General features: G+C 55.7%; 22 protein-coding genes, 4 tRNA genes and 1 rRNA gene. All 27 read right to left on the bottom strand.

Annotation, left to right across the window (positions count from 1 at the left end):
* Positions 1–3 precede the first annotated feature (3 nt).
* Positions 4–279, bottom strand: a complete 276-nt coding sequence (gene rpsS / locus HCI85_RS18845; protein WP_010486981.1) for a 30S ribosomal protein S19 — start codon at positions 277–279, stop codon at positions 4–6.
* Positions 280–295: 16 nt separating this feature from the next.
* Positions 296–1,120, bottom strand: coding sequence for a 50S ribosomal protein L2 (gene rplB, locus HCI85_RS18840; RefSeq protein ID WP_090255801.1), 825 nt, complete (start codon positions 1,118–1,120; stop codon positions 296–298).
* 14 nt (positions 1,121–1,134) lie between these two features.
* On the bottom strand, positions 1,135–1,434 hold the full coding sequence (rplW, locus tag HCI85_RS18835) for a 50S ribosomal protein L23 (RefSeq protein ID WP_090255803.1): 300 nt from the start codon (positions 1,432–1,434) through the stop codon (positions 1,135–1,137).
* Entirely contained in the window at positions 1,431–2,033 is a 603-nt protein-coding gene (gene rplD / locus HCI85_RS18830) for a 50S ribosomal protein L4 (protein WP_090255805.1), read from the bottom strand. The genes rplW and rplD overlap by 4 nt, the downstream gene beginning before the upstream one ends.
* Positions 2,034–2,045: 12 nt before the next feature.
* Complete coding sequence (gene rplC / locus HCI85_RS18825; protein WP_090255807.1) at positions 2,046–2,681, bottom strand: 50S ribosomal protein L3; 636 nt, start codon at positions 2,679–2,681, stop codon at positions 2,046–2,048.
* Between the two features lie 84 nt (positions 2,682–2,765).
* Positions 2,766–3,077: a 30S ribosomal protein S10 gene (gene rpsJ / locus HCI85_RS18820; protein WP_010486970.1), complete on the bottom strand. Its 312-nt coding sequence runs from the start codon at positions 3,075–3,077 to the stop codon at positions 2,766–2,768.
* 141 nt (positions 3,078–3,218) lie between these two features.
* Positions 3,219–4,412: an elongation factor Tu gene (gene tuf, locus HCI85_RS18815; RefSeq protein ID WP_090377379.1), complete on the bottom strand. Its 1,194-nt coding sequence runs from the start codon at positions 4,410–4,412 to the stop codon at positions 3,219–3,221.
* A 31-nt stretch (positions 4,413–4,443) separates the two neighbouring features.
* Complete coding sequence (fusA, locus tag HCI85_RS18810) at positions 4,444–6,549, bottom strand: elongation factor G (RefSeq protein WP_090256283.1); 2,106 nt, start codon at positions 6,547–6,549, stop codon at positions 4,444–4,446.
* 30 nt (positions 6,550–6,579) lie between these two features.
* Positions 6,580–7,050 carry a 30S ribosomal protein S7 gene (rpsG, locus tag HCI85_RS18805; protein ID WP_010490886.1) on the bottom strand — a complete coding sequence of 157 codons (471 nt, stop codon included), beginning with the start codon at positions 7,048–7,050 and terminating at the stop codon, positions 6,580–6,582.
* A 108-nt stretch (positions 7,051–7,158) separates the two neighbouring features.
* Complete coding sequence (rpsL, locus tag HCI85_RS18800; protein ID WP_003463319.1) at positions 7,159–7,530, bottom strand: 30S ribosomal protein S12; 372 nt, start codon at positions 7,528–7,530, stop codon at positions 7,159–7,161.
* 151 nt (positions 7,531–7,681) lie between these two features.
* Positions 7,682–11,881, bottom strand: a complete 4,200-nt coding sequence (rpoC, locus tag HCI85_RS18795) for a DNA-directed RNA polymerase subunit beta' (RefSeq protein WP_090256282.1) — start codon at positions 11,879–11,881, stop codon at positions 7,682–7,684.
* A 64-nt stretch (positions 11,882–11,945) separates the two neighbouring features.
* A complete protein-coding gene (gene rpoB / locus HCI85_RS18790; protein ID WP_160089366.1) occupies positions 11,946–16,019 on the bottom strand; it encodes a DNA-directed RNA polymerase subunit beta in 4,074 nt (1,357 codons plus the stop codon).
* A 219-nt stretch (positions 16,020–16,238) separates the two neighbouring features.
* Positions 16,239–16,604, bottom strand: coding sequence for a 50S ribosomal protein L7/L12 (gene rplL, locus HCI85_RS18785; RefSeq protein WP_090256280.1), 366 nt, complete (start codon positions 16,602–16,604; stop codon positions 16,239–16,241).
* 78 nt (positions 16,605–16,682) lie between these two features.
* Positions 16,683–17,183 carry a 50S ribosomal protein L10 gene (gene rplJ / locus HCI85_RS18780; RefSeq protein WP_069522397.1) on the bottom strand — a complete coding sequence of 167 codons (501 nt, stop codon included), beginning with the start codon at positions 17,181–17,183 and terminating at the stop codon, positions 16,683–16,685.
* 200 nt (positions 17,184–17,383) lie between these two features.
* The gene (gene rplA / locus HCI85_RS18775) at positions 17,384–18,079 is read right to left on the bottom strand and encodes a 50S ribosomal protein L1 (RefSeq protein WP_090256279.1); all 696 of its coding nucleotides are present in this window, start codon (positions 18,077–18,079) and stop codon (positions 17,384–17,386) included.
* Positions 18,079–18,510 carry a 50S ribosomal protein L11 gene (rplK, locus tag HCI85_RS18770; protein ID WP_069522401.1) on the bottom strand — a complete coding sequence of 144 codons (432 nt, stop codon included), beginning with the start codon at positions 18,508–18,510 and terminating at the stop codon, positions 18,079–18,081. Before rplK ends, rplA begins: the two co-directional genes overlap by 1 nt.
* A gap of 116 nt (positions 18,511–18,626) precedes the next feature.
* On the bottom strand, positions 18,627–19,160 hold the full coding sequence (nusG, locus tag HCI85_RS18765; protein ID WP_090256278.1) for a transcription termination/antitermination protein NusG: 534 nt from the start codon (positions 19,158–19,160) through the stop codon (positions 18,627–18,629).
* 9 nt (positions 19,161–19,169) lie between these two features.
* A complete protein-coding gene (gene secE, locus HCI85_RS18760) occupies positions 19,170–19,538 on the bottom strand; it encodes a preprotein translocase subunit SecE (RefSeq protein ID WP_090256277.1) in 369 nt (122 codons plus the stop codon).
* Between the two features lie 43 nt (positions 19,539–19,581).
* Positions 19,582–19,657, bottom strand: a tRNA-Trp gene (locus HCI85_RS18755).
* A 54-nt stretch (positions 19,658–19,711) separates the two neighbouring features.
* Positions 19,712–20,905: an elongation factor Tu gene (gene tuf, locus HCI85_RS18750; RefSeq protein WP_090377379.1), complete on the bottom strand. Its 1,194-nt coding sequence runs from the start codon at positions 20,903–20,905 to the stop codon at positions 19,712–19,714.
* Between the two features lie 83 nt (positions 20,906–20,988).
* Positions 20,989–21,064 (bottom strand) — tRNA-Thr (locus tag HCI85_RS18745).
* A gap of 26 nt (positions 21,065–21,090) precedes the next feature.
* Positions 21,091–21,164, bottom strand: a tRNA-Gly gene (locus HCI85_RS18740).
* A 24-nt stretch (positions 21,165–21,188) separates the two neighbouring features.
* Positions 21,189–21,273, bottom strand: a tRNA-Tyr gene (locus HCI85_RS18735).
* Between the two features lie 141 nt (positions 21,274–21,414).
* On the bottom strand, positions 21,415–22,086 hold the full coding sequence (locus HCI85_RS18730; RefSeq protein ID WP_090256316.1) for an SPOR domain-containing protein: 672 nt from the start codon (positions 22,084–22,086) through the stop codon (positions 21,415–21,417).
* Between the two features lie 8 nt (positions 22,087–22,094).
* Positions 22,095–22,841: a pantothenate kinase gene (locus HCI85_RS18725; RefSeq protein ID WP_167147112.1), complete on the bottom strand. Its 747-nt coding sequence runs from the start codon at positions 22,839–22,841 to the stop codon at positions 22,095–22,097.
* Positions 22,831–23,796 carry a bifunctional biotin--[acetyl-CoA-carboxylase] ligase/biotin operon repressor BirA gene (gene birA, locus HCI85_RS18720; protein WP_167147883.1) on the bottom strand — a complete coding sequence of 322 codons (966 nt, stop codon included), beginning with the start codon at positions 23,794–23,796 and terminating at the stop codon, positions 22,831–22,833. Before birA ends, HCI85_RS18725 begins: the two co-directional genes overlap by 11 nt.
* Before the next feature lie 143 nt (positions 23,797–23,939).
* Positions 23,940–24,044 (bottom strand): 5S ribosomal RNA (gene rrf, locus HCI85_RS18715); the annotation flags it as partial.

The raw sequence follows: 24,044 nt of genomic DNA, 5'->3' as shown, positions 1-24,044 counted from the left end.
CCCTTAACGCTTGGCTTTCTTGTCAGCCACGTGCCCACGATAGGTACGAGTGCCGGCAAATTCGCCCAGTTTGTGACCGACCATGTCTTCGTTCACGAGAACTGGGACATGTTGACGACCGTTATGTACAGCGATGGTCAGACCGACCATTTGTGGCAGGATCATCGAACGGCGCGACCAGGTTTTCACCGGCTTGCGATCATTCTTTTCCACCGCCACTTCGATCTTCTTCAGTAGGTGAAGATCAATAAAAGGACCTTTTTTCAGAGAACGTGGCACTGTCGTATCCCTCTATTTACTTGCGACGACGGACGATCATGTTGTCGGTGCGTTTGTTACCACGAGTCTTCGCGCCCTTCGTCGGGAAGCCCCATGGAGACACCGGATGACGACCACCAGAGGTACGACCTTCACCACCACCATGTGGGTGGTCAACCGGGTTCATGGCAACACCACGAACGGTTGGGCGAACGCCACGCCAGCGTTTGGCACCAGCTTTACCCAGCGAACGCAGGCTGTGCTCGGAGTTCGAGACTTCGCCCAGGGTCGCACGGCACTCGGCCAGTACTTTACGCATCTCACCGGAACGCAGACGCAGGGTCACGTAGACACCTTCACGCGCAATCAGCTGAGCCGAAGCACCAGCGGAACGAGCGATCTGAGCACCTTTACCCGGCTTCAGTTCGATACCGTGAACAGTGCTACCAACTGGAATGTTGCGCAGTTGCAGACTGTTGCCCGGTTTGATCGGAGCCATGATGCCAGCTACCAGCTGATCGCCAGCACTTACGCCTTTAGGGGCGATGATGTAGCGACGCTCGCCGTCTGCATACATCAGCAGAGCGATGTGTGCGGTACGGTTCGGATCGTATTCAATACGCTCGACAGTGGCTGGAATGCCATCTTTGTCGTTGCGACGGAAATCGACCAGACGGTAATGCTGCTTGTGGCCACCACCGATATGACGGGTGGTGATACGACCATTGTTGTTACGACCGCCAGTCTTCGACTTCTTCTCAAGCAGCGGAGCGTAAGGAGCGCCTTTATGCAGCTCCTGATTGACCACCTTGACCACAAAACGGCGGCCAGGGGAAGTCGGTTTGCATTTAACGATTGCCATGATGCACCCCTTCCTTACTCAGCACTGCTGGCGAAATCGAGATCTTGGCCTGGCTGAAGCGAAATGATCGCTTTCTTCCAGTCGTTACGCTTGCCCAGGCCGCGAGCATTGCGCTTGGTCTTACCGAGAACATTCACGGTATTAACAGCAGCAACATTCACGTTGAACAGGCTTTCGACGGCCTTCTTGATTTCCAGCTTGGTTGCATCGGTTGCAACCTTGAAAACGAACTGACTTTTCTTGTCAGCGAGAACCGTGGCCTTCTCGGAGATGTGCGGGCCAAGCAGCACTTTAAATACGCGTTCCTGGTTCATCCCAGCAGCTCCTCGAATTTCTTCACGGCAGAAACGGTGACCAGCACCTTTTCATACGCGATCAGACTAACTGGATCGGAACCTTGCACGTCACGGACATCAACGTGTGGCAGGTTGCGAGCAGCCAGGTACAGATTCTCATCAATAGCATCGGACACGATCAGCACATCGGTCAGACCCATGCCATTCAACTTGCCCAACAGTTCTTTAGTCTTCGGAGCTTCAACGCTGAAGTCTTCGACGACGATCAAACGATCAGTACGAACCAGCTCGGCAAGAATCGAACGCAATGCAGCGCGATACATTTTCTTGTTCAGCTTTTGATCGTGATTCTGCGGACGAGCCGCGAAGGTCACACCACCGCCACGCCAGATCGGACCACGAGTGGTACCTGCACGAGCACGGCCAGTACCCTTCTGACGCCAAGGGCGCTTACCGCCACCGGATACGTCGGAACGAGTCTTCTGCTGCTTGCTGCCCTGACGGCCGCCGGCCATGTAGGCCACAACTGCTTGGTGAACCAGGGTCTCGTTGTATGCGCCGCCAAAAGTGGCTTCGGATACTTCGATTGCTTGAGCGCCATTTACATTTAATTGCATGTCAGCTTCCCCTTAACCGCGAGCCTTGGCCGCTGGACGTACAACCAGGTTGCCGCCAGTAGCGCCAGGAACAGCACCCTTGACCAGCAACAGATTGCGTTCAGCGTCAACCCGCACTACTTCCAGGGACTGCACGGTCACGCGCTCAGCGCCCATATGACCGGACATTTTTTTGCCCTTGAATACGCGACCCGGAGTCTGGCACTGGCCAATGGAACCCGGAACACGGTGGGACACGGAGTTACCGTGAGTGTTGTCTTGGCCGCGGAAGTTCCAACGCTTGATGGTACCGGCAAAGCCTTTACCTTTGGACTGACCGGTGACATCCACCAGTTGACCAGCTTGGAATATTTCAGCGTTGATCAGATCACCTGCCTGGTACTCGCCTTCTTCAAGACGGAATTCCATAACAGTACGACCTGCCGCGACATTCGCCTTAGCGAAGTGACCGGCTTGCGCCTTGCTGACACGTGAAGCACGACGCTCGCCGACAGTGACTTGCACTGCACGATAGCCATCGGACTCTTCAGTTTTGAACTGAGTGACGCGATTCGGCTCGATCTCAATGACCGTAACCGGAATGGAGACACCTTCTTCGGTGAAAATACGGGTCATACCCGCCTTTCGACCGACTACACCAATAGTCATGTTGTAACCTCATGAGTGTACGGGGCTTTCACCCGCTATGGCCGCCCATTTCAGAGCGTTACACGACTAAAACCTAAAGCGGTCTTAGCCGAGGCTGATCTGCACTTCCACACCAGCCGCAAGATCAAGCTTCATCAGCGCGTCAACGGTTTTATCCGTTGGCTGGACGATGTCCAGAACACGCTTATGAGTACGGATCTCGAACTGATCGCGCGCGTCTTTGTTGACGTGTGGCGAGGTCAGTACGGTGAACCGCTCTTTGCGGGTAGGCAGAGGAATAGGACCACGCACCTGAGCACCAGTACGTTTCGCGGTTTCCACGATTTCCTGGGTTGATTGATCGATCAGGCGATGGTCAAAAGCCTTCAACCGAATACGGATTTGTTGGTTTTGCATTTTGACCTCAGATTCCAAGCTGCTATTCCCAACGGACGCAATACGCCCGTTAAAAGGAGGCGTGATTCTATAGACGCCCCTAGCAGGTGTCAACCCAATAAAAAAGCCCCCGCAAGCGGGGGCTTTTTCTCAAACCATCACTTACGCGATGATTTTGGCTACGACGCCGGCGCCGACGGTACGACCGCCTTCACGAATGGCGAAACGCAGACCTTCTTCCATTGCGATGGTCTTGATCAGAGTGACAGTCATCTGGATGTTGTCACCTGGCATTACCATCTCAACGCCTTCCGGCAGTTCGCAGTTACCAGTTACGTCAGTAGTACGGAAGTAGAACTGAGGACGATAGCCTTTGAAGAACGGAGTGTGACGACCGCCTTCTTCTTTGCTCAACACATACACTTCTGCAGTGAAGGTGGTGTGCGGCTTAACCGAGCCTGGCTTGACCAGAACCTGACCACGCTCTACGTCGTCACGCTTGGTGCCGCGCAGCAGAACGCCGCAGTTCTCGCCAGCACGACCTTCGTCGAGCAGCTTGCGGAACATTTCAACACCGGTACAGGTGGTCTTGGTGGTGTCACGCAGACCAACGATCTCGATTTCTTCCTGGATCTTGACGATACCGCGCTCGATACGACCAGTTACCACGGTGCCACGACCGGAGATCGAGAATACGTCTTCGATTGGCATCAGGAACGGCTTGTCGATTGCACGAACTGGCTCTGGGATGTAGCTGTCCAGAGTTTCAACCAGCTTCTTAACAGCGCTGGTGCCCATTTCGTTGTCGTCTTGACCGTTCAGAGCCATCAGAGCGGAACCGATGATGATCGGAGTGTCGTCGCCTGGGAAATCGTAAGTGCTGAGCAGGTCGCGCACTTCCATTTCAACCAGTTCCAGCAGCTCAGCGTCATCAACCATGTCAGCCTTGTTCAGGAAGACAACGATGTACGGAACGCCTACCTGACGGGACAGCAGGATGTGCTCACGAGTTTGCGGCATCGGACCATCAGCGGCCGAGCAAACCAGGATAGCGCCGTCCATCTGCGCAGCACCAGTGATCATGTTTTTTACGTAGTCGGCGTGACCCGGGCAGTCAACGTGTGCGTAGTGACGCACAGACGAATCGTATTCAACGTGAGCGGTGTTGATGGTGATGCCGCGAGCTTTTTCTTCTGGGGCGCTGTCGATCTTGTCGAAGTCAACCTTGGCCGAACCGAATACTTCGGAGCAGACGCGGGTCAGAGCAGCGGTCAGAGTGGTTTTACCGTGGTCAACGTGACCGATAGTGCCAACGTTGACGTGCGGTTTGTTACGTTCAAATTTTTCTTTAGCCACGACAATTAACTCCTAGCTTAAAGGGGCTGAATCAGCCTTGTTTTTTGGTTACCGACTCGACGATGTGCGACGGAGCCGTATTGTATTTTTTGAATTCCATGGAGTAGCTTGCGCGACCCTGAGACATGGAACGGACGTCGGTCGCATAACCGAACATCTCACCCAGCGGAACTTCAGCACGAATCACCTTGCCGGAGATCGTGTCTTCCATACCCAGGATCATGCCGCGACGACGGTTAAGGTCGCCCATCACATCACCCATGTAGTCTTCTGGGGTAACAACCTCTACCGCCATGATCGGCTCGAGCAACTCACCACCGCCCTTCTGGGCCAGTTGCTTGGTCGCCATGGATGCAGCCACCTTGAACGCCATCTCGTTGGAGTCGACGTCGTGGTAGGAACCATCGAACACGGTAGCCTTCAGGCCGATCAGCGGATAACCGGCAACAACGCCGTTCTTCATCTGCTCTTCGATACCCTTCTGGATCGCCGGGATGTATTCCTTCGGAATCACACCACCTACGACTTCGTTCAGGAACTGCAGACCTTCCTGACCTTCGTCAGCAGGTGCAAAGCGGACCCAGCAGTGACCGAACTGACCACGACCACCGGACTGACGAACGAACTTGCCTTCGATTTCACAGCTCTTCGTGATGCGCTCACGATAAGAAACCTGAGGCTTACCGATGTTGGCTTCGACGTTGAACTCGCGGCGCATGCGGTCGACCAGGATGTCCAGGTGCAACTCGCCCATACCGGAGATGATCGTCTGACCAGTCTCTTCATCAGTTTTGACGCGGAAAGACGGGTCTTCCTGAGCAAGCTTGCCCAGTGCGATACCCATTTTTTCCTGGTCGTCCTTGGTCTTAGGCTCTACGGCAACCGAGATAACCGGCTCCGGGAAGTCCATGCGAACCAGGATGATTGGCTTGTCAGCGTTGCACAGAGTCTCACCAGTGGTGACGTCCTTCATGCCGATCAAGGCCGCGATGTCACCAGCACGTACTTCCTTGATCTCTTCGCGGGCGTTTGCGTGCATCTGCACCATACGACCCACGCGCTCTTTCTTACCTTTAACCGAGTTGATCACGCCGTCGCCGGATGCCAACACGCCCGAGTAAACGCGGACGAAGGTCAAGGTACCCACGAATGGGTCGGTGGCGATCTTGAACGCCAGCGCCGCGAACGGTTCGTCATCACTTGCATGACGCTCCATTTCCTCTTCCTCGTTATCTGGGTTGGAACCCTTGATAGCAGGAATGTCGGTAGGAGCAGGCAGGAAGTCGATTACGGCGTCGAGAACCAGGGGAACACCCTTGTTCTTGAAGGAAGAACCGCAAACAGCCAGAACGATTTCGCCAGCGATAGTACGCTGACGCAGAGCACCCTTAATTTCTTCGATGGTGAGCTCTTCACCTTCGAGGTACTTGTTCATCAGCTCTTCGTTGGCTTCGGCCGCAGCCTCAACCATGTTGCCGCGCCACTTCTCGGCTTCTTCCAGCAATTCAGCTGGAATGTCCTTGCGAACAGGGACCATACCTTTGTCGGCATCGTTCCAGTAGACAGCTTGCATGTTGATCAGATCGATCTGACCCTGGAAGTTGTCTTCTGCACCGATGGCCAGCTGGATCGGCACCGGGGTGTGACCCAGACGCTGCTTGATCTGACCGATAACGCGCAGGAAGTCAGCACCAGCACGGTCCATCTTGTTGACGTAAACAAGACGTGGAACGCCGTACTTGTTGGCCTGACGCCATACGGTTTCCGACTGAGGCTCAACGCCCGAAGTACCGCAGAACACAACGACCGCGCCGTCGAGTACACGCAGCGAACGCTCAACTTCAATGGTGAAGTCAACGTGGCCGGGGGTATCAATTACGTTGAAGCGATGCTCATCTTTGTACTGCTTCTCGGAACCTTTCCAGAAGGCGGTAATAGCAGCCGAAGTGATGGTAATACCACGCTCCTGCTCCTGCACCATCCAGTCTGTGGTCGCGGCGCCGTCATGCACCTCGCCCATCTTGTGGCTTTTGCCAGTATAGAAAAGCACACGCTCAGTGGTCGTGGTTTTACCCGCATCCACGTGAGCCACGATACCGATGTTACGGTAACGGTTAATCGGTGTAGTACGAGCCATAAAGCCCTCGCAAATTTAGAAGCGCGATAATTAGAAGCGGTAGTGCGAGAAAGCCTTGTTGGCTTCAGCCATACGGTGCACGTCTTCACGCTTCTTAACTGCAGCACCTTTGCCTTCAGCGGCATCCAGCAACTCACCAGCCAAACGCAGAGCCATAGACTTCTCGCCACGCTTACGGGCGAAATCTACCAGCCAGCGCATGGCAAGAGCATTACGACGGGACGGACGAACTTCGACCGGAACCTGGTAAGTAGCACCGCCTACACGGCGCGACTTCACTTCGACCAGCGGAGCGATGGCGTCGAGAGCTTTCTCGAAGATTTCCAGGGGATCGCTGTTCTTACGCTCTTTAACCTTGTCCAGGGCGCCATAAACGATACGCTCGGCAACGGCTTTCTTGCCGCTTTCCATCACGTGGTTCATGAACTTGGCCAGGATTTGGCTTCCGTATTTTGGATCATCAAGCACTTCGCGCTTGGCTGCTACACGACGTCTTGGCATGTGATAAGCCCTCAAACGGTCTTCAGGTTAGCTCGGGACCGCATTGCGCCCGACCTTACTCTTATCGACTCAGAAAATTAGAAATTCGCAATTCAGTACAAACGCCGATTACTTCGGACGCTTGGTACCGTACTTCGAACGACCCTGCTTACGGTCTTTAACGCCGGAAGTATCCAGCGAACCGCGCACGGTGTGGTAACGCACACCTGGCAAGTCTTTTACACGGCCGCCGCGAATCAGTACGACGCTGTGCTCTTGCAGGTTGTGGCCTTCACCGCCGATGTACGAGGAAACCTCGAAACCGTTGGTCAGGCGTACACGGCATACTTTACGCAGTGCCGAGTTAGGTTTTTTCGGCGTAGTGGTATACACGCGAGTGCACACACCACGACGCTGCGGGCAGTTCTGCAGCGCAGGCACGTCGGATTTCTCGACGATACGCTTACGCGGCTGACGTACCAGCTGGTTGATAGTTGCCATCTTAAGCTCCACTGTTGTCTTGCGACGCTATTGCCCTACAAACAAAATGGCAGAGCACGTGCCCTGCCAAATTTAGGGGTGCATGAGTCTAAAGAGACTCACCGCCCCAGTCAAGACAAAGCCCCGCTAGCGAACTAGCGGGGCTTTGAACTTAATTGCTGCTGGAGTTCAGCGCTTCGGTCAGTGCGGCTTCCACTTCACTGGCACTGACACGTACCGGCTGAGCTGCATCACGCTTACGCTTACGCTCGCTGTGATACGCCAGACCGGTACCGGCTGGGATCAGACGACCCACAACCACGTTTTCTTTCAGACCACGCAGGTAGTCGCGCTTGCCAGTAACCGCCGCCTCAGTAAGAACGCGAGTGGTTTCCTGGAAAGAAGCCGCCGAGATGAACGACTCGGTGGACAACGACGCCTTGGTGATACCCAGCAGAACGCGGGTGTACTTGGCAACGAACTTGTCTTCTGCAGCCAGACGCTCGTTTTCACCCAGTACCGCGGTCAACTCCATCTGGTCGCCCTTGATGAAGGAGGAATCGCCCGACTCAGCCACTTCAACCTTGCGCAACATCTGACGCAGGATGGTTTCGATGTGCTTGTCGTTGATCTTCACGCCCTGCAGGCGGTAAACGTCCTGAATCTCGTTAACGATGTACTTGGCCAACGCACTGACACCCAGCAAACGCAGGATATCGTGCGGGTCGCTAGGACCGTCGGAGATGACTTCACCCTTGTTGACCTGCTCACCCTCGAACACGTTCAGGTGACGCCACTTCGGAATCAGCTCCTCATACGGATCGCTACCGTCGTTCGGGGTAATAACCAGACGGCGTTTGCCTTTGGTCTCTTTACCGAACGCGATGGTGCCGCTGATTTCCGCCAGAATCGAAGCTTCTTTCGGACGACGCGCTTCGAACAAGTCGGCAACGCGCGGCAGACCACCGGTGATGTCACGGGTCTTCGAAGTTTCTTGCGGAATACGAGCGATAACATCACCGATCGCGATCTGCGCACCGTTCGCCACACCCACCAGGGCGTTGGCCGGCAGGAAGTACTGAGCCAGTACGTCAGTACCCGGCAGCAGCAGATCCTTACCGTCTTCGCCAACCATCTTCACCGCAGGACGGATGTCCTTGCCGGCAGCCGGACGATCTTTCGGATCGAGGACTTCGATGTTGGTCAAACCAGTCAATTCGTCCGTCTGACGCTTGATGGTGATGCCTTCTTCCATGCCCACGTAGGTCACGGTACCTTTCATTTCGGTAACGATCGGGTGGGTGTGCGGGTCCCACTTGGCGACGATGGCGCCAGCATCAACCTTGTCGCCTTCCTTCACGGAAATCACAGCACCGTATGGCAGCTTGTAGCGCTCGCGCTCACGACCGAACTCGTCAGCAATCGCCAGCTCACCGGAACGGGAAACCGCTACCAGGTTGCCGTCAAGACGCTCAACGTGCTTCAGGTTGTGCAGACGAATCGCACCGCCATTCTTCACTTGTACGCTGTCAGCAGCCGAGGTCCGGCTAGCCGCACCACCGATGTGGAACGTACGCATGGTCAGCTGGGTACCCGGCTCACCGATCGACTGAGCAGCGATAACACCGACGGCTTCACCGATATTGATCTGGTGACCACGGGCCAGGTCGCGACCGTAGCACTTGGCGCAGATCCCGTAGCGAGTTTCACAGCTAATCGGCGAACGTACGATCACTTCGTCGATGCTGTTCAGCTCGATGAATTCAACCCACTGCTCGTCAACCAAGGTACCGGCCGGAACCAGAAGCTCCTCGGTGCCAGGCTTGAACACGTCACGGGCGATGACACGACCCAGTACGCGTTCACCCAACGGCTCAACTACGTCACCGCCTTCAATGTGCGGCGTCATCAGCAGGCCATGCTCGGTGCCGCAATCGATTGCGGTAACCACCAGATCCTGGGCCACGTCGACCAGACGACGAGTCAGGTAACCGGAGTTAGCAGTTTTCAACGCGGTATCCGCAAGACCCTTACGAGCACCGTGCGTCGAGATGAAGTACTGCAGAACCGACAGACCTTCGCGGAAGTTCGCGGTGATCGGCGTTTCGATGATCGAACCGTCTGGCTTGGCCATCAGACCACGCATACCAGCGAGCTGACGGATCTGCGCAGCAGAACCCCGCGCACCGGAGTCGGCCATCATGTACATCGAGTTGAACGACTCTTGCTCAACGGTTTTGCCTTCGCGATCAACCACTTTCTCTTTCGAGAGGTTGGCCATCATCGCTTTGGACACTTCGTCGTTAGCCTTGGACCAGAGGTCGATCACCTTGTTGTACTTCTCGCCCTGGGTTACCAGGCCGGAAGCGTACTGCGATTCGATCTCTTTAACTTCCTCGGTGGCGGCGTCAATGATGCGCGCCTTCTCATCCGGGATAACGAAGTCGTTCACGCCGATCGACACACCAGAGATGGTCGAGTAAGCGAAACCGGTGTACATCAGCTGGTCAGCGAAGATAACGGTGTCTTTCAAGCCAACGGTGCGGTAGCACTGGTTGATCAGCTTGGAGATCGCCTTCTTCTTCATCGACTGGTTAACCACGTCATACGACAGGCCATCCGGCACGATCTGGAACAGCAACGCACGGCCGACAGTGGTGTCGACGATACGGGTGTTCTTGGTGATGGTGCCGTCGCGGTCTTTGATCACTTCGTTGATGCGCACTTTTACGCGAGCATGCAGCGAGGCTTCGCCACCACGGAAAACCCGGTCAACTTCCTGTAGGTCAGCGAATACGCGGCCTTCGCCCTTGGCGTTGATCGCTTCGCGGGTCATGTAATACAGACCCAGTACCACGTCCTGCGAAGGAACGATGATTGGCTCACCGTTGGCAGGCGACAGGATGTTGTTGGTCGACATCATCAGTGCGCGCGCTTCCAGCTGGGCTTCCAGCGTCAGCGGTACGTGCACGGCCATCTGGTCACCGTCGAAGTCGGCGTTGTACGCGGCGCAGACCAGCGGGTGCAGCTGAATCGCTTTACCTTCGATCAGAACCGGTTCAAACGCCTGGATGCCCAGACGGTGAAGGGTTGGTGCACGGTTGAGCAGCACTGGGTGTTCGCGAATCACTTCGGCAAGAACGTCCCAAACCTCTGGCAGCTCGCGCTCGACCATTTTCTTCGCGGCTTTGATGGTGGTCGCGAGACCACGCATTTCCAGCTTGCCGAAGATGAACGGCTTGAACAGCTCGAGCGCCATCTTCTTCGGCAGACCGCACTGGTGCAGACGCAGAGTCGGGCCCACGGTAATAACGGAACGACCGGAGTAGTCCACGCGCTTACCGAGCAGGTTCTGACGGAAACGACCTTGCTTACCCTTGATCATGTCAGCCAAGGACTTCAGCGGACGCTTGTTCGAGCCAGTGATGGCGCGACCGCGACGGCCGTTGTCGAGCAGGGCGTCGACCGCTTCCTGCAGCATGCGCTTTTCGTTGCGCACGATGATGTCCGGTGCGGACAGATCGAGCAGGCGCTTGAGGCGGTTGTTACGGTTGATCACGCGGCGATACAGATCGTTGAGATCCGAAGTCGCGAAACGGCCACCGTCGAGCGGAACCAGCGGACGCAGATCTGGCGGCAGAACCGGCAGAACGGTCAACACCATCCACTCAGGCAGGTTGCCCGAGCCGAGGAAGGCTTCCATCAGCTTCAGACGCTTGGACAGCTTCTTGATCTTGGTTTCCGAGTTGGTTTGCGGAATTTCTTCGCGCAGACGGCCAATCTCGTGCTCCAGGTCGATCGCGTGCAGCAGTTCGCGAACGGCTTCAGCACCCATACGGGCGTCGAAGTCATCACCGAACTCTTCGAGGGCTTCGAAGTACTGCTCGTCGTTCAGCAGCTGGCCTTTTTCAAGGGTGGTCATGCCCGGGTCGATAACGACATAGCTCTCGAAGTAGAGCACGCGTTCGATATCGCGCAGGGTCATGTCCATCAGCAAACCGATACGGCTCGGCAGCGATTTCAGGAACCAGATGTGGGCAACCGGCGAAGCCAGTTCGATGTGCGCCATGCGCTCACGACGAACCTTAGCCAGTGCAACTTCAACACCGCACTTCTCGCAGATCACGCCGCGATGCTTCAAGCGCTTGTACTTACCGCACAGGCACTCGTAATCCTTTACCGGGCCAAAGATCTTGGCGCAGAACAGGCCGTCACGCTCAGGCTTGAACGTACGGTAGTTAATGGTTTCCGGTTTTTTAACTTCACCGAACGACCACGAACGGATCATCTCAGGCGAAGCAAGGCCGATGCGAATGGCATCGAACTCTTCGACTTGACCCTGGTTTTTCAGCAAATTCAGTAGGTCTTTCAAGGCCTTTCCTCCTGGCGGAGCAGAGAGCGGGCTAGATAGCCCCGCTCTCGATTCGCGTCACGTGTTATTCGGTTTCCAGATCGATGTCGATACCCAGCGAACGGATCTCTTTGATCAGTACGTTGAAGGACTCGGGCATGCCCGGCTCCATACGGTGATCACCGTCCACGATGTTTTTGTACATCTTGGTACGGCCGTTCACGTCGTCCGACTTCACGGTCAGCATTTCCTGCAGGGTGTAGGCGGCGCCGTAGGCTTCCAGTGCCCAGACCTCCATCTCACCGAAGCGCTGACCACCGAACTGCGCCTTACCACCCAGCGGCTGCTGAGTAACCAGGCTGTAGGAACCCGTGGAACGCGCGTGCATCTTGTCGTCCACCAGGTGGTTCAGTTTCAGCATGTACATGTAGCCAACGGTGGTCGGACGCTCGAACTGGTTACCAGTACGACCGTCGATCAGGCGCATCTGGCCGCTTTCTGGCAGGTCTGCCAGTTTCAGCATGGCCTTGATTTCGCTTTCCTTGGCACCGTCGAACACCGGGGTGGCCATTGGCACACCGCCTTTGAGGTTGTGCGCCAAACGAAGGATTTCCTGATCGCTCAACTCATCCAGGCTTTCCTGACGACCGCCGATCTCGTTGTAGATCTGCTGCATGAACTTACGCAGTTCAGCGACCTTGCGCTGCTCTTCGAGCATGCGGTTGATCTTCTCGCCCAGACCTTTGGCCGCGAGGCCCAGGTGGGTTTCAAGGATCTGACCGACGTTCATACGCGATGGTACGCCCAGCGGGTTCAGTACGATGTCCACCGGCGTACCGTGGATGTCGTGCGGCATGTCTTCAACCGGCATGATCACCGAGACCACACCCTTGTTACCGTGACGACCGGCCATCTTGTCGCCCGGCTGGATGCGGCGACGGATTGCCAGGTAGACCTTGACGATCTTCAGCACGCCTGGAGCCAGGTCATCGCCCTGCTGCAGTTTGCGCTTCTTGTCTTCGAACTTGTCGTCGAGCAGCTGACGGCGGTCGGAGATGTAGGCCTGGGCCTTTTCCAACTGCTCGTTCAGGGCATCGTCAGCCATACGCAGCTTGAACCACTGGCCGCGCTCGAGGCCGTCGAGGAACTCGTCGGTGACTTCTGCGCCTTTCTTCAGGCCAGCGCCGCCTTCAACTTTCTTACCAACCAGAGCGGAACGCAGACGCTCGAAGGTTGCACCTTCAACGATGCGGAACTCTTCGTTGAGGTCCTTACGGATCTCGTCGAGCTGGCTCTTCTCGATCGACAGGGCACGCGCATCGCGCTCCACGCCATCACGAGTGAAGACCTGCACGTCGATAACGGTACCTTTGGTGCCAGTTGGCACACGCAGGGAGGTGTCTTTAACGTCAGACGCCTTCTCCCCGAAGATCGCACGCAGCAGCTTCTCTTCCGGAGTCAGTTGGGTTTCGCCTTTTGGCGTGACCTTGCCGACCAGAATGTCACCTGGGCCCACTTCAGCGCCGACATACACGATGCCTGCTTCGTCCAGCTTGTTCAGCGCAGATTCACCGACGTTCGGGATGTCGGAAGTGATTTCTTCCGAGCCGAGCTTGGTGTCACGCGCCACACAGGTCAGTTCCTGAATGTGGATGGTGGTGAAACGATCTTCTTGCACCACGCGCTCGGAGAGGCAGATGGAGTCTTCGAAGTTGTAACCGTTCCACGGCATGAACGCGACGCGCATGTTCTGACCCAGAGCCAGTTCACCCATATCGGTGGACGGGCCGTCGGCCAGGATGTCGCTGCGCTCAACCTTGTCACCTTTGCTCACCAGCGGACGCTGGTTGATGCAGGTGTTCTGGTTGGAGCGGGTGTATTTGGTCAGGTTGTAGATGTCGACACCAGCTTCGCCAGTTTCAACTTCGTCGTCATTGACGCGAACTACAACACGGCTGGCATCGACGGAGTCGATCACACCGCCACGGCGAGCCACGACGCAAACGCCGGAGTCGCGCGCTACGTTGCGCTCCATGCCGGTACCGACCAGCGGCTTGTCAGCGCGCAGGGTTGGTACAGCCTGACGTTGCATGTTCGAGCCCATCAACGCACGGTTGGCGTCGTCATGCTCGAGGAACGGGATCAACGAAGCAGCAACCGAAACTACCTGCTTAGGCGATACGTCCATCAGGGTGACGTCTTCAGGCGCTTTAACGGTGAATTCGTTGAGGTGACGTACGGCCACCAACTCATCAACCAGCTGACCTTTGTTGTTCATGGTCGCCGAAGCCTGGGCGATCACGTGATCAGCCTCTTCGATGGCGGACAGGAACACGATTTCGTCGGTAACCAGGGTGTCTTTCACCACACGGTACGGGCTCTCGAGGAAACCGTACTGATTGGTGCGAGCATAGGCTGCCAGGGAGTTGATCAGACCGATGTTCGGACCTTCAGGGGTCTCGATCGGGCACACACGGCCGTAGTGGGTCGGGTGTACGTCACGGACTTCGAAGCCAGCACGCTCACGGGTCAGACCGCCTGGGCCAAGAGCCGAAACACGGCGCTTGTGGGTGATCTCGGAGAGCGGGTTGTTTTGGTCCATAAACTGCGAGAGCTGGCTGGAACCGAAGAACTCTTTCACCGCTGCCGCAACCGGCTTGGCGTTAATCAGGTCTTGCGGCATCAGGCCTTCGCTTTCGGCCATCGACAGACGCTCTTTGACCGCACGCTCAACACGTACCAGGCCAACGCGGAACTGGTTCTCGGCCATTTCGCCTACGCAGCGAACACGACGGTTACCCAGGTGGTCGATGTCGTCGACGATGCCTTTGCCGTTACGGATATCGACCAGGGTCTTGAGGACCGCAACGATATCTTCCTTGCTCAGCACGCCCGAACCTTCGATTTCGGTGCGACCGATACGACGGTTGAACTTCATCCGGCCCACGGCCGACAGATCGTAACGCTCGGCGCTGAAGAACAGATTGTTGAACAGAGTCTCGGCAGCATCCTTGGTTGGCGGCTCGCCAGGACGCATCATGCGGTAGATCTCGACCAGCGCTTCCAACTGATTGGTGGTGCTGTCGATCTTCAGGGTATCGGAGATAAACGGACCGCAATCGATGTCGTTGGTGTACAACGTTTCGATGCGTACGACCTGAGCCTTGACCACTTTGGCCAGGATCTCAACGTTCAGCTCGGTGTTGCACTCAGCGATGATTTCGCCGGTAGCCGGGTGCACGATGGCCTTGGCCGAGGTGCGACCGATCAGGTAGTCGATCGGCACTTCCAGCTCTTTGATGCCGGCTTTGTCCAGCTGGTTGATATGGCGCGCGGTAATCCGACGGCCTTGCTCAACGATGACCTTGCCCTTGTCATCGAGGATATCGAGGACGGCAATTTCACCGCGCAGACGCTGCGGAACCAGCTCCAGGTTGAGGGACTCGCCCTTAACGTGGAAAACGTTGGTCGCATAGAAAGCGTCCAGCACTTCTTCAGTGCTGTAGCCCAGCGCGCGCAGGAGCACAGAAGCCGGCAGTTTGCGACGACGGTCGATACGCACGAACACGGCGTCCTTCGGATCGAACTCGAAGTCCAGCCAGGAGCCGCGGTAAGGAATGATGCGCGCCGAGTACAGCAGCTTGCCCGAGCTGTGCGTCTTGCCACGGTCGTGGTCAAAGAACACGCCTGGGGAGCGGTGCAGCTGGGAAACGATAACGCGCTCGGTACCGTTGATAACGAAGGTACCGTTCTCGGTCATGAGCGGAATTTCGCCCATGTACACTTCTTGCTCTTTGATGTCCTTGATCGCTTTGTTCGACGATTCTTTGTCGAAAATGATCAGACGGACTTTTACCCGCAGCGGTACGGCATAGGTTACGCCGCGCAGCGTACATTCCTTGACATCAAAAGCCGGCTCGCCCAAGCGATAACCGACGTACTCCAGAGCAGCATTGCCGGAGTAGCTGATAATCGGGAAAACAGACTTGAAGGCCGCATGCAGGCCAATGTCGCGGAACTGGTCCTTGGTCGCCCCTGCCTGCAGGAATTCACGATACGAATCCAGCTGGATGGCCAGGAGATAAGGCACATCCATGACATCCGGCAACTTGCTAAAGTCCTTGCGGATACGTTTTTTCTCAGTATATGAGTAAGCCATCAGCGTTCCCCAGCTTGGTCACCTGCTTATTTGGCCCCTCCGACGGGAGTTGCCAGAAACTCTTGCAAACCCGAGGTTTGCGCCACCTCATCGGGTGGGTATTTCACGCCTTAGAGCAGCGAACGATTCGCCGACCTAGAACGGAAAAAGGCCGGTGGCAAAAGCCACCAGCCATCAGCCTTTCGCTTAACGCTTGGGCTGTAGACGCAAGGTCGTCGCTTACTTGAGCTCGACTTTGGCGCCAGCTTCTTCCAAAGCAGCTTTGGCTTTGTCAGCTGCGTCTTTCGCAACAGCTTCCAGAACCATGGCAGGAGCGCCGTCAACTACAGCCTTGGCTTCTTTCAGGCCCAGACCGGTCAGTTCACGAACTGCCTTGATCACGTTTACTTTCTTCTCGCCGGCTTCAACCAACATCACGTTGAATTCGGTTTGCTCTTCAACAACAGCGGCAGCAGCAGCTGGACCAGCAGCAGCAACAGCAGCGGTAACGCCGAAGGTTTCTTCCATTGCTTTGATCAGTTCAACAACTTCCAGAACAGTTTTCTGGCCAATTGCTTCGATGATTTGTTCGTTAGTCAGAGACATGACTTAAATCCTGTATTGGGGTGACAGCCTACGCAGCCATCAAATTAAACATATGATTTTGAAAGAGCTTGCGATGCCTTAGGCAGCGGTAGCTTCTTTCTGGTCGCGAATGGCCGCCAGAGTACGAGCCAGCTTGCTGGTAGCGCCTTGGATCACGCTCATCAGCTTCGCAATAGCTTCGTCGCGAGTTGGCAGCGAAGCCAACACGTCGATCTCGTTTGCTGCGAGGAACTTGCCCTCGAACGCAGCTGCCTTGATCTCGAACTTATCCTGACCCTTGGCGAACTCTTTGAAAATACGAGCAGCAGCGCCCGGATGTTCCTTGGAGAATGCAATCAGGGTCGGGCCTTTGAACACGTCGTTGAGGACCGAATACTCGGTGCCTTCAACAGCGCGCTTGAGCAGGGTATTACGTACAACACGTACGTATACGCCAGCTTCGCGGGCCTCTTTACGGAGTCCGGTCATAGCGCCTACAGTCACGCCACGGGCATCAGCCACGACAGCGGAAAGGGCTACTTTGGCAGCCTCGTTGACTTCAGCGACGATGGCCTTCTTGTCTTCGAGTTTAATTGCCACGGGTAAAACTCCTGCTTGTTACCGTTTCATCTGGCCGAAGCCGGATGTCGTTTTGGTGTCTGATTCGGTAAGGAACCGGGAGCACCATCTGCGTAGGCGGTTAATTTAAGGCTTGCGCCACCTACGGTCTTGGATAGCCCCCGCAAAGCAGGGACCCCAAAGATTCGAGACAGCGCAATTACTCGCACTGCCTCTATGTATTACGCGTCGAGCGAGCCTTGGTCGATGACCAAACCAGGACCCATGGTAGTGCTCAGGGTTACGCGCTTGACGTAAACACCTTTCGAAGTCGATGGCTTCAGACGCTTGAGGTCGGAAATCAGCGCTTCAACGTTCTGCTTCAGCTTCTCGGCGTCAAAACCAACCTTGCCGACGGAACCGTGGATGATGCCGTTCTTGTCAGTACGGAAACGTACTTGACCAGCTTTGGCATTCTTCACAGCGGTAGCCACGTCAGGGGTAACGGTGCCGACTTTCGGGTTAGGCATCAGACCACGTGGGCCGAGCACTTGGCCCAGCTGACCCACAACGCGCATTGCATCCGGGGAAGCAATTACTACGTCATAGTTCAGGTCGCCGCCTTTCATTTCGGCAGCCAGATCGTCCATACCAACGCGATCAGCGCCGGCAGCCAAAGCAGCTTCAGCAGCTGGACCCTGGGTGAACACGGCAACGCGAACGCTTTTGCCCGAACCGTTCGGCAGAACGGTGGCGCCACGTACAACCTGGTCGGATTTACGCGGGTCAACACCGAGGTTGACGGCGATATCTACCGACTCAGAGAACTTAACTGCAGACAGCTCAGCCAGCAGAGCGGCAGCTTCAACAAAGTTGTAAGCCTTACCAGCTTCAACTTTCTCAGCGATTGCCTTTTGACGCTTGGTCAACTTAGCCATTACACACCCTCCACGTTGAGGCCCATGCTACGAGCGGAGCCGGCGATAGTACGCACAGCTGCATCCATATCAGCGGCAGTCAGATCAGCCTGTTTGGTTTTGGCGATCTCTTCCAGCTGAGCACGAGTCACGGTGCCAACCTTAACGGTGTTCGGACGAGCCGAACCGCTGGTCAGGCCAGCAGCCTTCTTCAGCAGAACCGAAGCAGGGGTGCTTTTGGTTTCAAAGGTGAAGCTACGGTCGCTATAAACAGTGATGATCACTGGAGTCGGCAGACCAGGTTCCATGCCCTGGGTGCGGGCGTTGAACGCCTTGCAGAATTCCATGATGTTCACGCCGTGCTGACCCAGAGCTGGGCCGACAGGTGGCGAGGGGTTGGCTTGTGCAGCCTTTACTTGCAGCTTGATATAAGCCGTAATTTTCTTAGCCATGAGCTACTCCAGTTTTGGGTTCTAGCGCCTTTCAGCTCCCCAGTTATTGCCTATTTATCCCAGTGACGACAAAACCCCGCAGCCTATGGCTGCGGGGTAAGGGATGCTTATGTCAGTTATGCCTTTTCGACCTGACTGAACTCCAGCTCGACCGGTGTAGAGCGACCAAAAATAGTCACTGCCACCTGGATGCGACTCTTCTCGTAATTAACTTCTTCAACAACACCACTGAAATCGGCAAACGGACCATCAGTCACGCGCACCATTTCACCGGGCTCGAACAATGTTTTCGGCTTCGGCTTGTCACCACTGTCGGCAACACGACGCAGAATGGCATCAGCTTCTTTTTCAGTGATCGGTGCAGGCTTATCTGCAGTACCACCGATGAAGCCCATGACGCGCGGGGTGTTCTTGATCAAATGCCAAGTAGCCTCGCTCATCTCCATCTGCACCAGGACATAACCTGGGAAGAACTTACGCTCACTCTTGCGCTTTTGACCGTTCCGCATCTCCACTACTTCTTCAGTGGGGACCAGAATCTCGCCAAAAACGTCTTCCATACCAGCGAGCTTCACACGCTCGACTAACGAGCGCATAACATGCTTCTCGTAACCCGAGTAAGCATGCACAACGTACCAACGCTTAGCCACGGGACACCCTTAGCCGACAATCAACGAAACAAGCCAACCAAGCAGGGAATCTAAACCCCACAACAACAGCGCCATAACCAAAACAACAGCCACAACGATCAACGTTGTCTGCGTGGTTTCCTGGCGAGTCGGCCAAACGACCTTGCGAATTTCAACGCGAGCTTCTTTTGCCAACACCCAAAAGGCCTGGCCTTTTGATGTTTGCAGGGCAATCACACCAGCCAATGCTGCAACAACAAGCAAGGCCAAAACGCGATACAGAATAGGCTCAGCAGAGAAATACTGATTACCGACTACGCCTGCGATTACCAGAGCAGCAACTACGAGCCACTTAAGCAGATCGAAGCGAGAGTCTTTGGCTTCAGCCTTAACATTCATCTACTAATATCCTGTAAAAAGACGCGCCAAATTCTAGGGAAAATGGCAGGTCAGGAGGGAATCGAACCCCCAACCTACGGTTTTGGAGACCGTCGCTCTGCCAATTGAGCTACTGACCTAAAAACTGAATCAGGCCGACCATTATGCCGGCCCGATCAAAACAGATCAATCGATTAAGCGATGATCTTAGCTACGACGCCAGCGCCGACGGTACGACCGCCTTCACGAATAGCGAAACGCAGACCTTCTTCCATTGCGATGGTCTTGATCAGAGTGACAGTCATCTGGATGTTGTCACCTGGCATTACCATCTCAACGCCTTCCGGCAGTTCGCAGTTACCAGTTACGTCAGTAGTACGGAAGTAGAACTGAGGACGGTAGCCTTTGAAGAACGGAGTGTGACGACCGCCTTCTTCTTTGCTCAACACATACACTTCTGCAGTGAAGGTGGTGTGCGGCTTAACCGAACCTGGCTTGACCAGAACCTGGCCACGCTCTACGTCGTCACGCTTGGTGCCGCGCAGCAGAACGCCGCAGTTCTCGCCAGCACGACCTTCGTCGAGCAGCTTGCGGAACATTTCAACACCGGTACAGGTTGTCTTGGTGGTATCACGCAGACCAACGATCTCGATTTCTTCCTGGATCTTGACGATACCGCGCTCGATACGGCCAGTTACCACGGTGCCACGACCGGAGATCGAGAATACGTCTTCGATTGGCATCAGGAACGGCTTGTCGATTGCACGAACTGGCTCTGGGATGTAGCTATCCAGAGTTTCAACCAGCTTCTTAACAGCGCTGGTACCCATTTCGTTGTCGTCTTGGCCGTTCAGAGCCATCAGAGCGGAACCGATGATGATCGGAGTGTCGTCGCCTGGGAAATCGTAAGTGCTGAGCAGGTCGCGCACCTCCATTTCAACCAGCTCCAGCAGCTCTGCGTCGTCAACCATGTCAGCCTTGTTCAGAAAGACAACGATGTACGGAACGCCTACCTGACGGGACAGCAGGATGTGCTCACGAGTTTGCGGCATCGGACCATCAGCGGCCGAGCAAACCAGGATAGCGCCATCCATCTGCGCAGCACCGGTGATCATGTTTTTTACGTAGTCGGCGTGACCCGGGCAGTCAACGTGCGCGTAGTGACGCACGGACGAATCGTATTCAACGTGAGCGGTGTTGATGGTGATACCGCGAGCTTTTTCTTCCGGGGCGCTGTCGATCTTGTCGAAGTCAACCTTGGCCGAACCGAACACTTCGGAGCAGACGCGGGTCAGAGCAGCGGTCAGAGTGGTTTTACCGTGGTCAACGTGACCGATAGTGCCAACGTTGACATGCGGCTTGTTACGCTCAAACTTTTCTTTAGCCATTTTGACTGCCTCCCAGAGAAGAATTGACTCAGCATCACCGCCATAAAACAAAGGCAGATACTTGCATATCTGCCTTTATTAGATGGAGCTCATGAGCGGACTCGAACCGCTGACCTCACCCTTACCAAGGGTGTGCTCTACCAACTGAGCTACATGAGCAAAACACATTGCGAAAACAACAATGCTGGAGCGGGTAGCGGGAATCGAACCCGCATCATCAGCTTGGAAGGCTGAGGTTCTACCACTGAACTATACCCGCGGAGCCTGCAGCTCTCGCTAAATCTGGTGGAGGGAGAAGGATTCGAACCTTCGAAGTCGATGACGTCAGATTTACAGTCTGATCCCTTTGGCCACTCGGGAATCCCTCCAAACGGGGCGGCATTCTCATTCTATGCCGACCTACTGTCAAGCAATTTCTCATTAAAAAACCTGAGGTTAGCTTCATTGACAGTAACTTCGCAGAACACTTGTTAGCACCACCCTGCGAAGCGGGCGCCATTCTATGCATTCTATTGAGGGCTTGCAACCCCTTCGCAAGGCATTAATTGCTGCTCTAAGCCTTTGAAGTCAAAAGCCAAACGCTGCAGCAAGGAATCATCCGCCAGACGCCTACTTTGTGGAGAGATACGCACCCAGAAACTGCGATGCGCACGCGTCAGCTCACGCAGGGACGGCTCGTACCCGGCATCACGCAAACGCTGCATCACACTCTGCGCTGAATCGCTACGCGGAAAGATGCCCAGGGAGATACCGTTGGCCAGATCGCCCTGAGTAATGATGTAGCTATCGATCTTGCGTGCTTGCAACTCACGCAATTGGCGCAATGAAGCCTGCCGCGAAGCCAGCGGAGGTAGATACACCCAGTAATCTACGCCCGCCGCCGCATCCATACTTTGCACGCGCGACTGAATATCCAAGCTCAACAACCGCTGCTCGACGGCAGACGCATCCGCCATCACCTCAAAACTACCGAGAAACAAGCACACCGCCTCAGCAGGTTGCGCCACAGCCACCTCTCGCCGCGGCGGCGCGCTCGACTCACTGAGCAGGCGAATATCGCGCTTACTGTCTTGCGCCATATTCAGCGGTGCAATCTCAGTAACCCGCAGAGGGGCCTGCTGCTGATGCCACACGTAATAGAACAGATTCAGTACAACCAACCACAAGAACATCCAGCGCATGCATGACCTCAATCTATGGGGCAAGCGATCGCCAAGCCGATAAACACCAAGTCCGGCACAACCCGCGCACCCGGAATAACATCCATAACCAGCGGGGCATCACCACCAGTGAGGAAAACATCAAAGTCACTGCCCAGCAGCTCTGCCGCCATCGCCACCTGACCGCTGACAAAACCGCGCAGCATCAACAAGCATCCACGCTCAACAGCTTCAGCAGTCGCCCGCCCCGGCACCAGATCTTCAAGCGCCTTGGCCGCCTCATCACTGTCATAGCGCGTTCTGCGGGTGTGGGTTCGCAACTGCGTGCGCATCAGCGGCATACCCGGGCAAATAAAGCCGCCCTGGTGCCCACCATCTGCACCCACAAAATCCGAAGTAACCGCAGTGCCCAGGTCAATAACCAGCACGGCCTTGCCCGATAACTGATAAGCCCCTACCACTGCAAGCCAGCGATCAAGCCCAAGGCGCTCGTACTGCTCATAACCATTGCGAACACCCGACAAGGAAACAGCAGAGCGAGCCGCACGACACTCGACAGCAAAAGCCTGCTCAAGCAGCGAGATCAACCGCGCTGTCTCTTCGTCGCTGCGCACACTCACCAGACGACAGGCACGCAGCTGCACAGCTTGCTCGCGGACCACCTCTATAAGCGCTTGATCCGACTCAACGACACCACCTACGTCTGCCGTAGCCTTGCCACCACCCAGCAAGCGCCACTTAATAAAGGTATTACCGCAGTCGAGCTCAAGAATCATCACGCAACCTCAGACTGAGCTCACCGCCGCTAAAGCTTCGCTCAGCCCCATCAACACGAAGACGAATGGCTCCGGAACGATCCACCCCTAAAACCTCACCTTCAATAGGCTCACCGCCAGCCGTTAACGCAACCGATCGCCCCTGCCAAAGGTGACAAGCCTGCCACTCATCTTGCAAAGCTGCGAAACCATCACGCAGCTGAATATCCAGATAGCGCGACAGCTGCCGATTCAACTCACTAACTAGCTCATTGCGATTTAACAGACGCCCCAACTCAGCACGCATCGAAGTCCAGGGCTGACCAATAGCCCCCTGATCGGCCGCGAGCATATTCACATTCAAGCCAATCCCGATGACCACATGACACACATCAGCCGGATCGCCAGACAGCTCTAATAGGATGCCCGCCAGCTTCCGCTCACCCACCAGCACATCATTGGGCCACTTCAATCCAGCCTCAGCCACGCCAAAGCTGCGAATAACCTGTAGCAGGGCCAAGCCGACAGCGAGGCTCATGCCCTCAAGCTGGCGCATGCCACCTTCAACACGAACAACAAGGCTGTAATACAGATTCTCGCCGAAGGGACTTACCCAACTACGCCCCCGCCGCCCTCGTCCACTGGTTTGCCGCTCAGCGATCACATAGAACGGCAGCGCTTGCGCTTCTGGCAACAGCCGCAGCGCCTCAGCATTGGTCGAGTCCACGCTGGGCATAACGCACGCACGCCACGGCGGGACATCCACTTGAGCATTTAGCCAATCCTCATCCAGCAACTGCAGCGGCGTCGCCAGCTGATAGCCGCGCCCGCGCACCTTGTGCAACGGTAACGACAACTCGACCTGCAAAGCCTGCAGCTTCTTCCACACAGCAGAGCGGCTCACGCCCAAAGCCGCGCCAAGCGCCTCACCAGAGTGGAAGCGCCCGTCTTGAAGAAGCCTTAACAATGCAAGCATATGAGTCCCGCCAAGCAATAAGGCACGCATGATAACGATGCCCTGTTTAGTTGCCTATCAAAGGCTGAGCTGGGCGTGGTTTGTTTTCGCGCCACAAAGTAAAACCCCCGACCGTTTTCACGATCGGGGGTTTTGGTATAGGTGCTTGACGATGACCTACTCTCACATGGGGAAACCCCACACTACCATCGGCGATGCATCGTTTCACTACTGAGTTCGGGATGGGATCAGGTGGTTCCAATGCTCTA

The organism is Pseudomonas sp. OTU750018, from assembly GCF_011636575.1.
Lineage (GTDB): Bacteria > Pseudomonadota > Gammaproteobacteria > Pseudomonadales > Pseudomonadaceae > Aquipseudomonas > Aquipseudomonas peli.
This window is presented reverse-complemented; position numbering and strand designations above follow the sequence as displayed.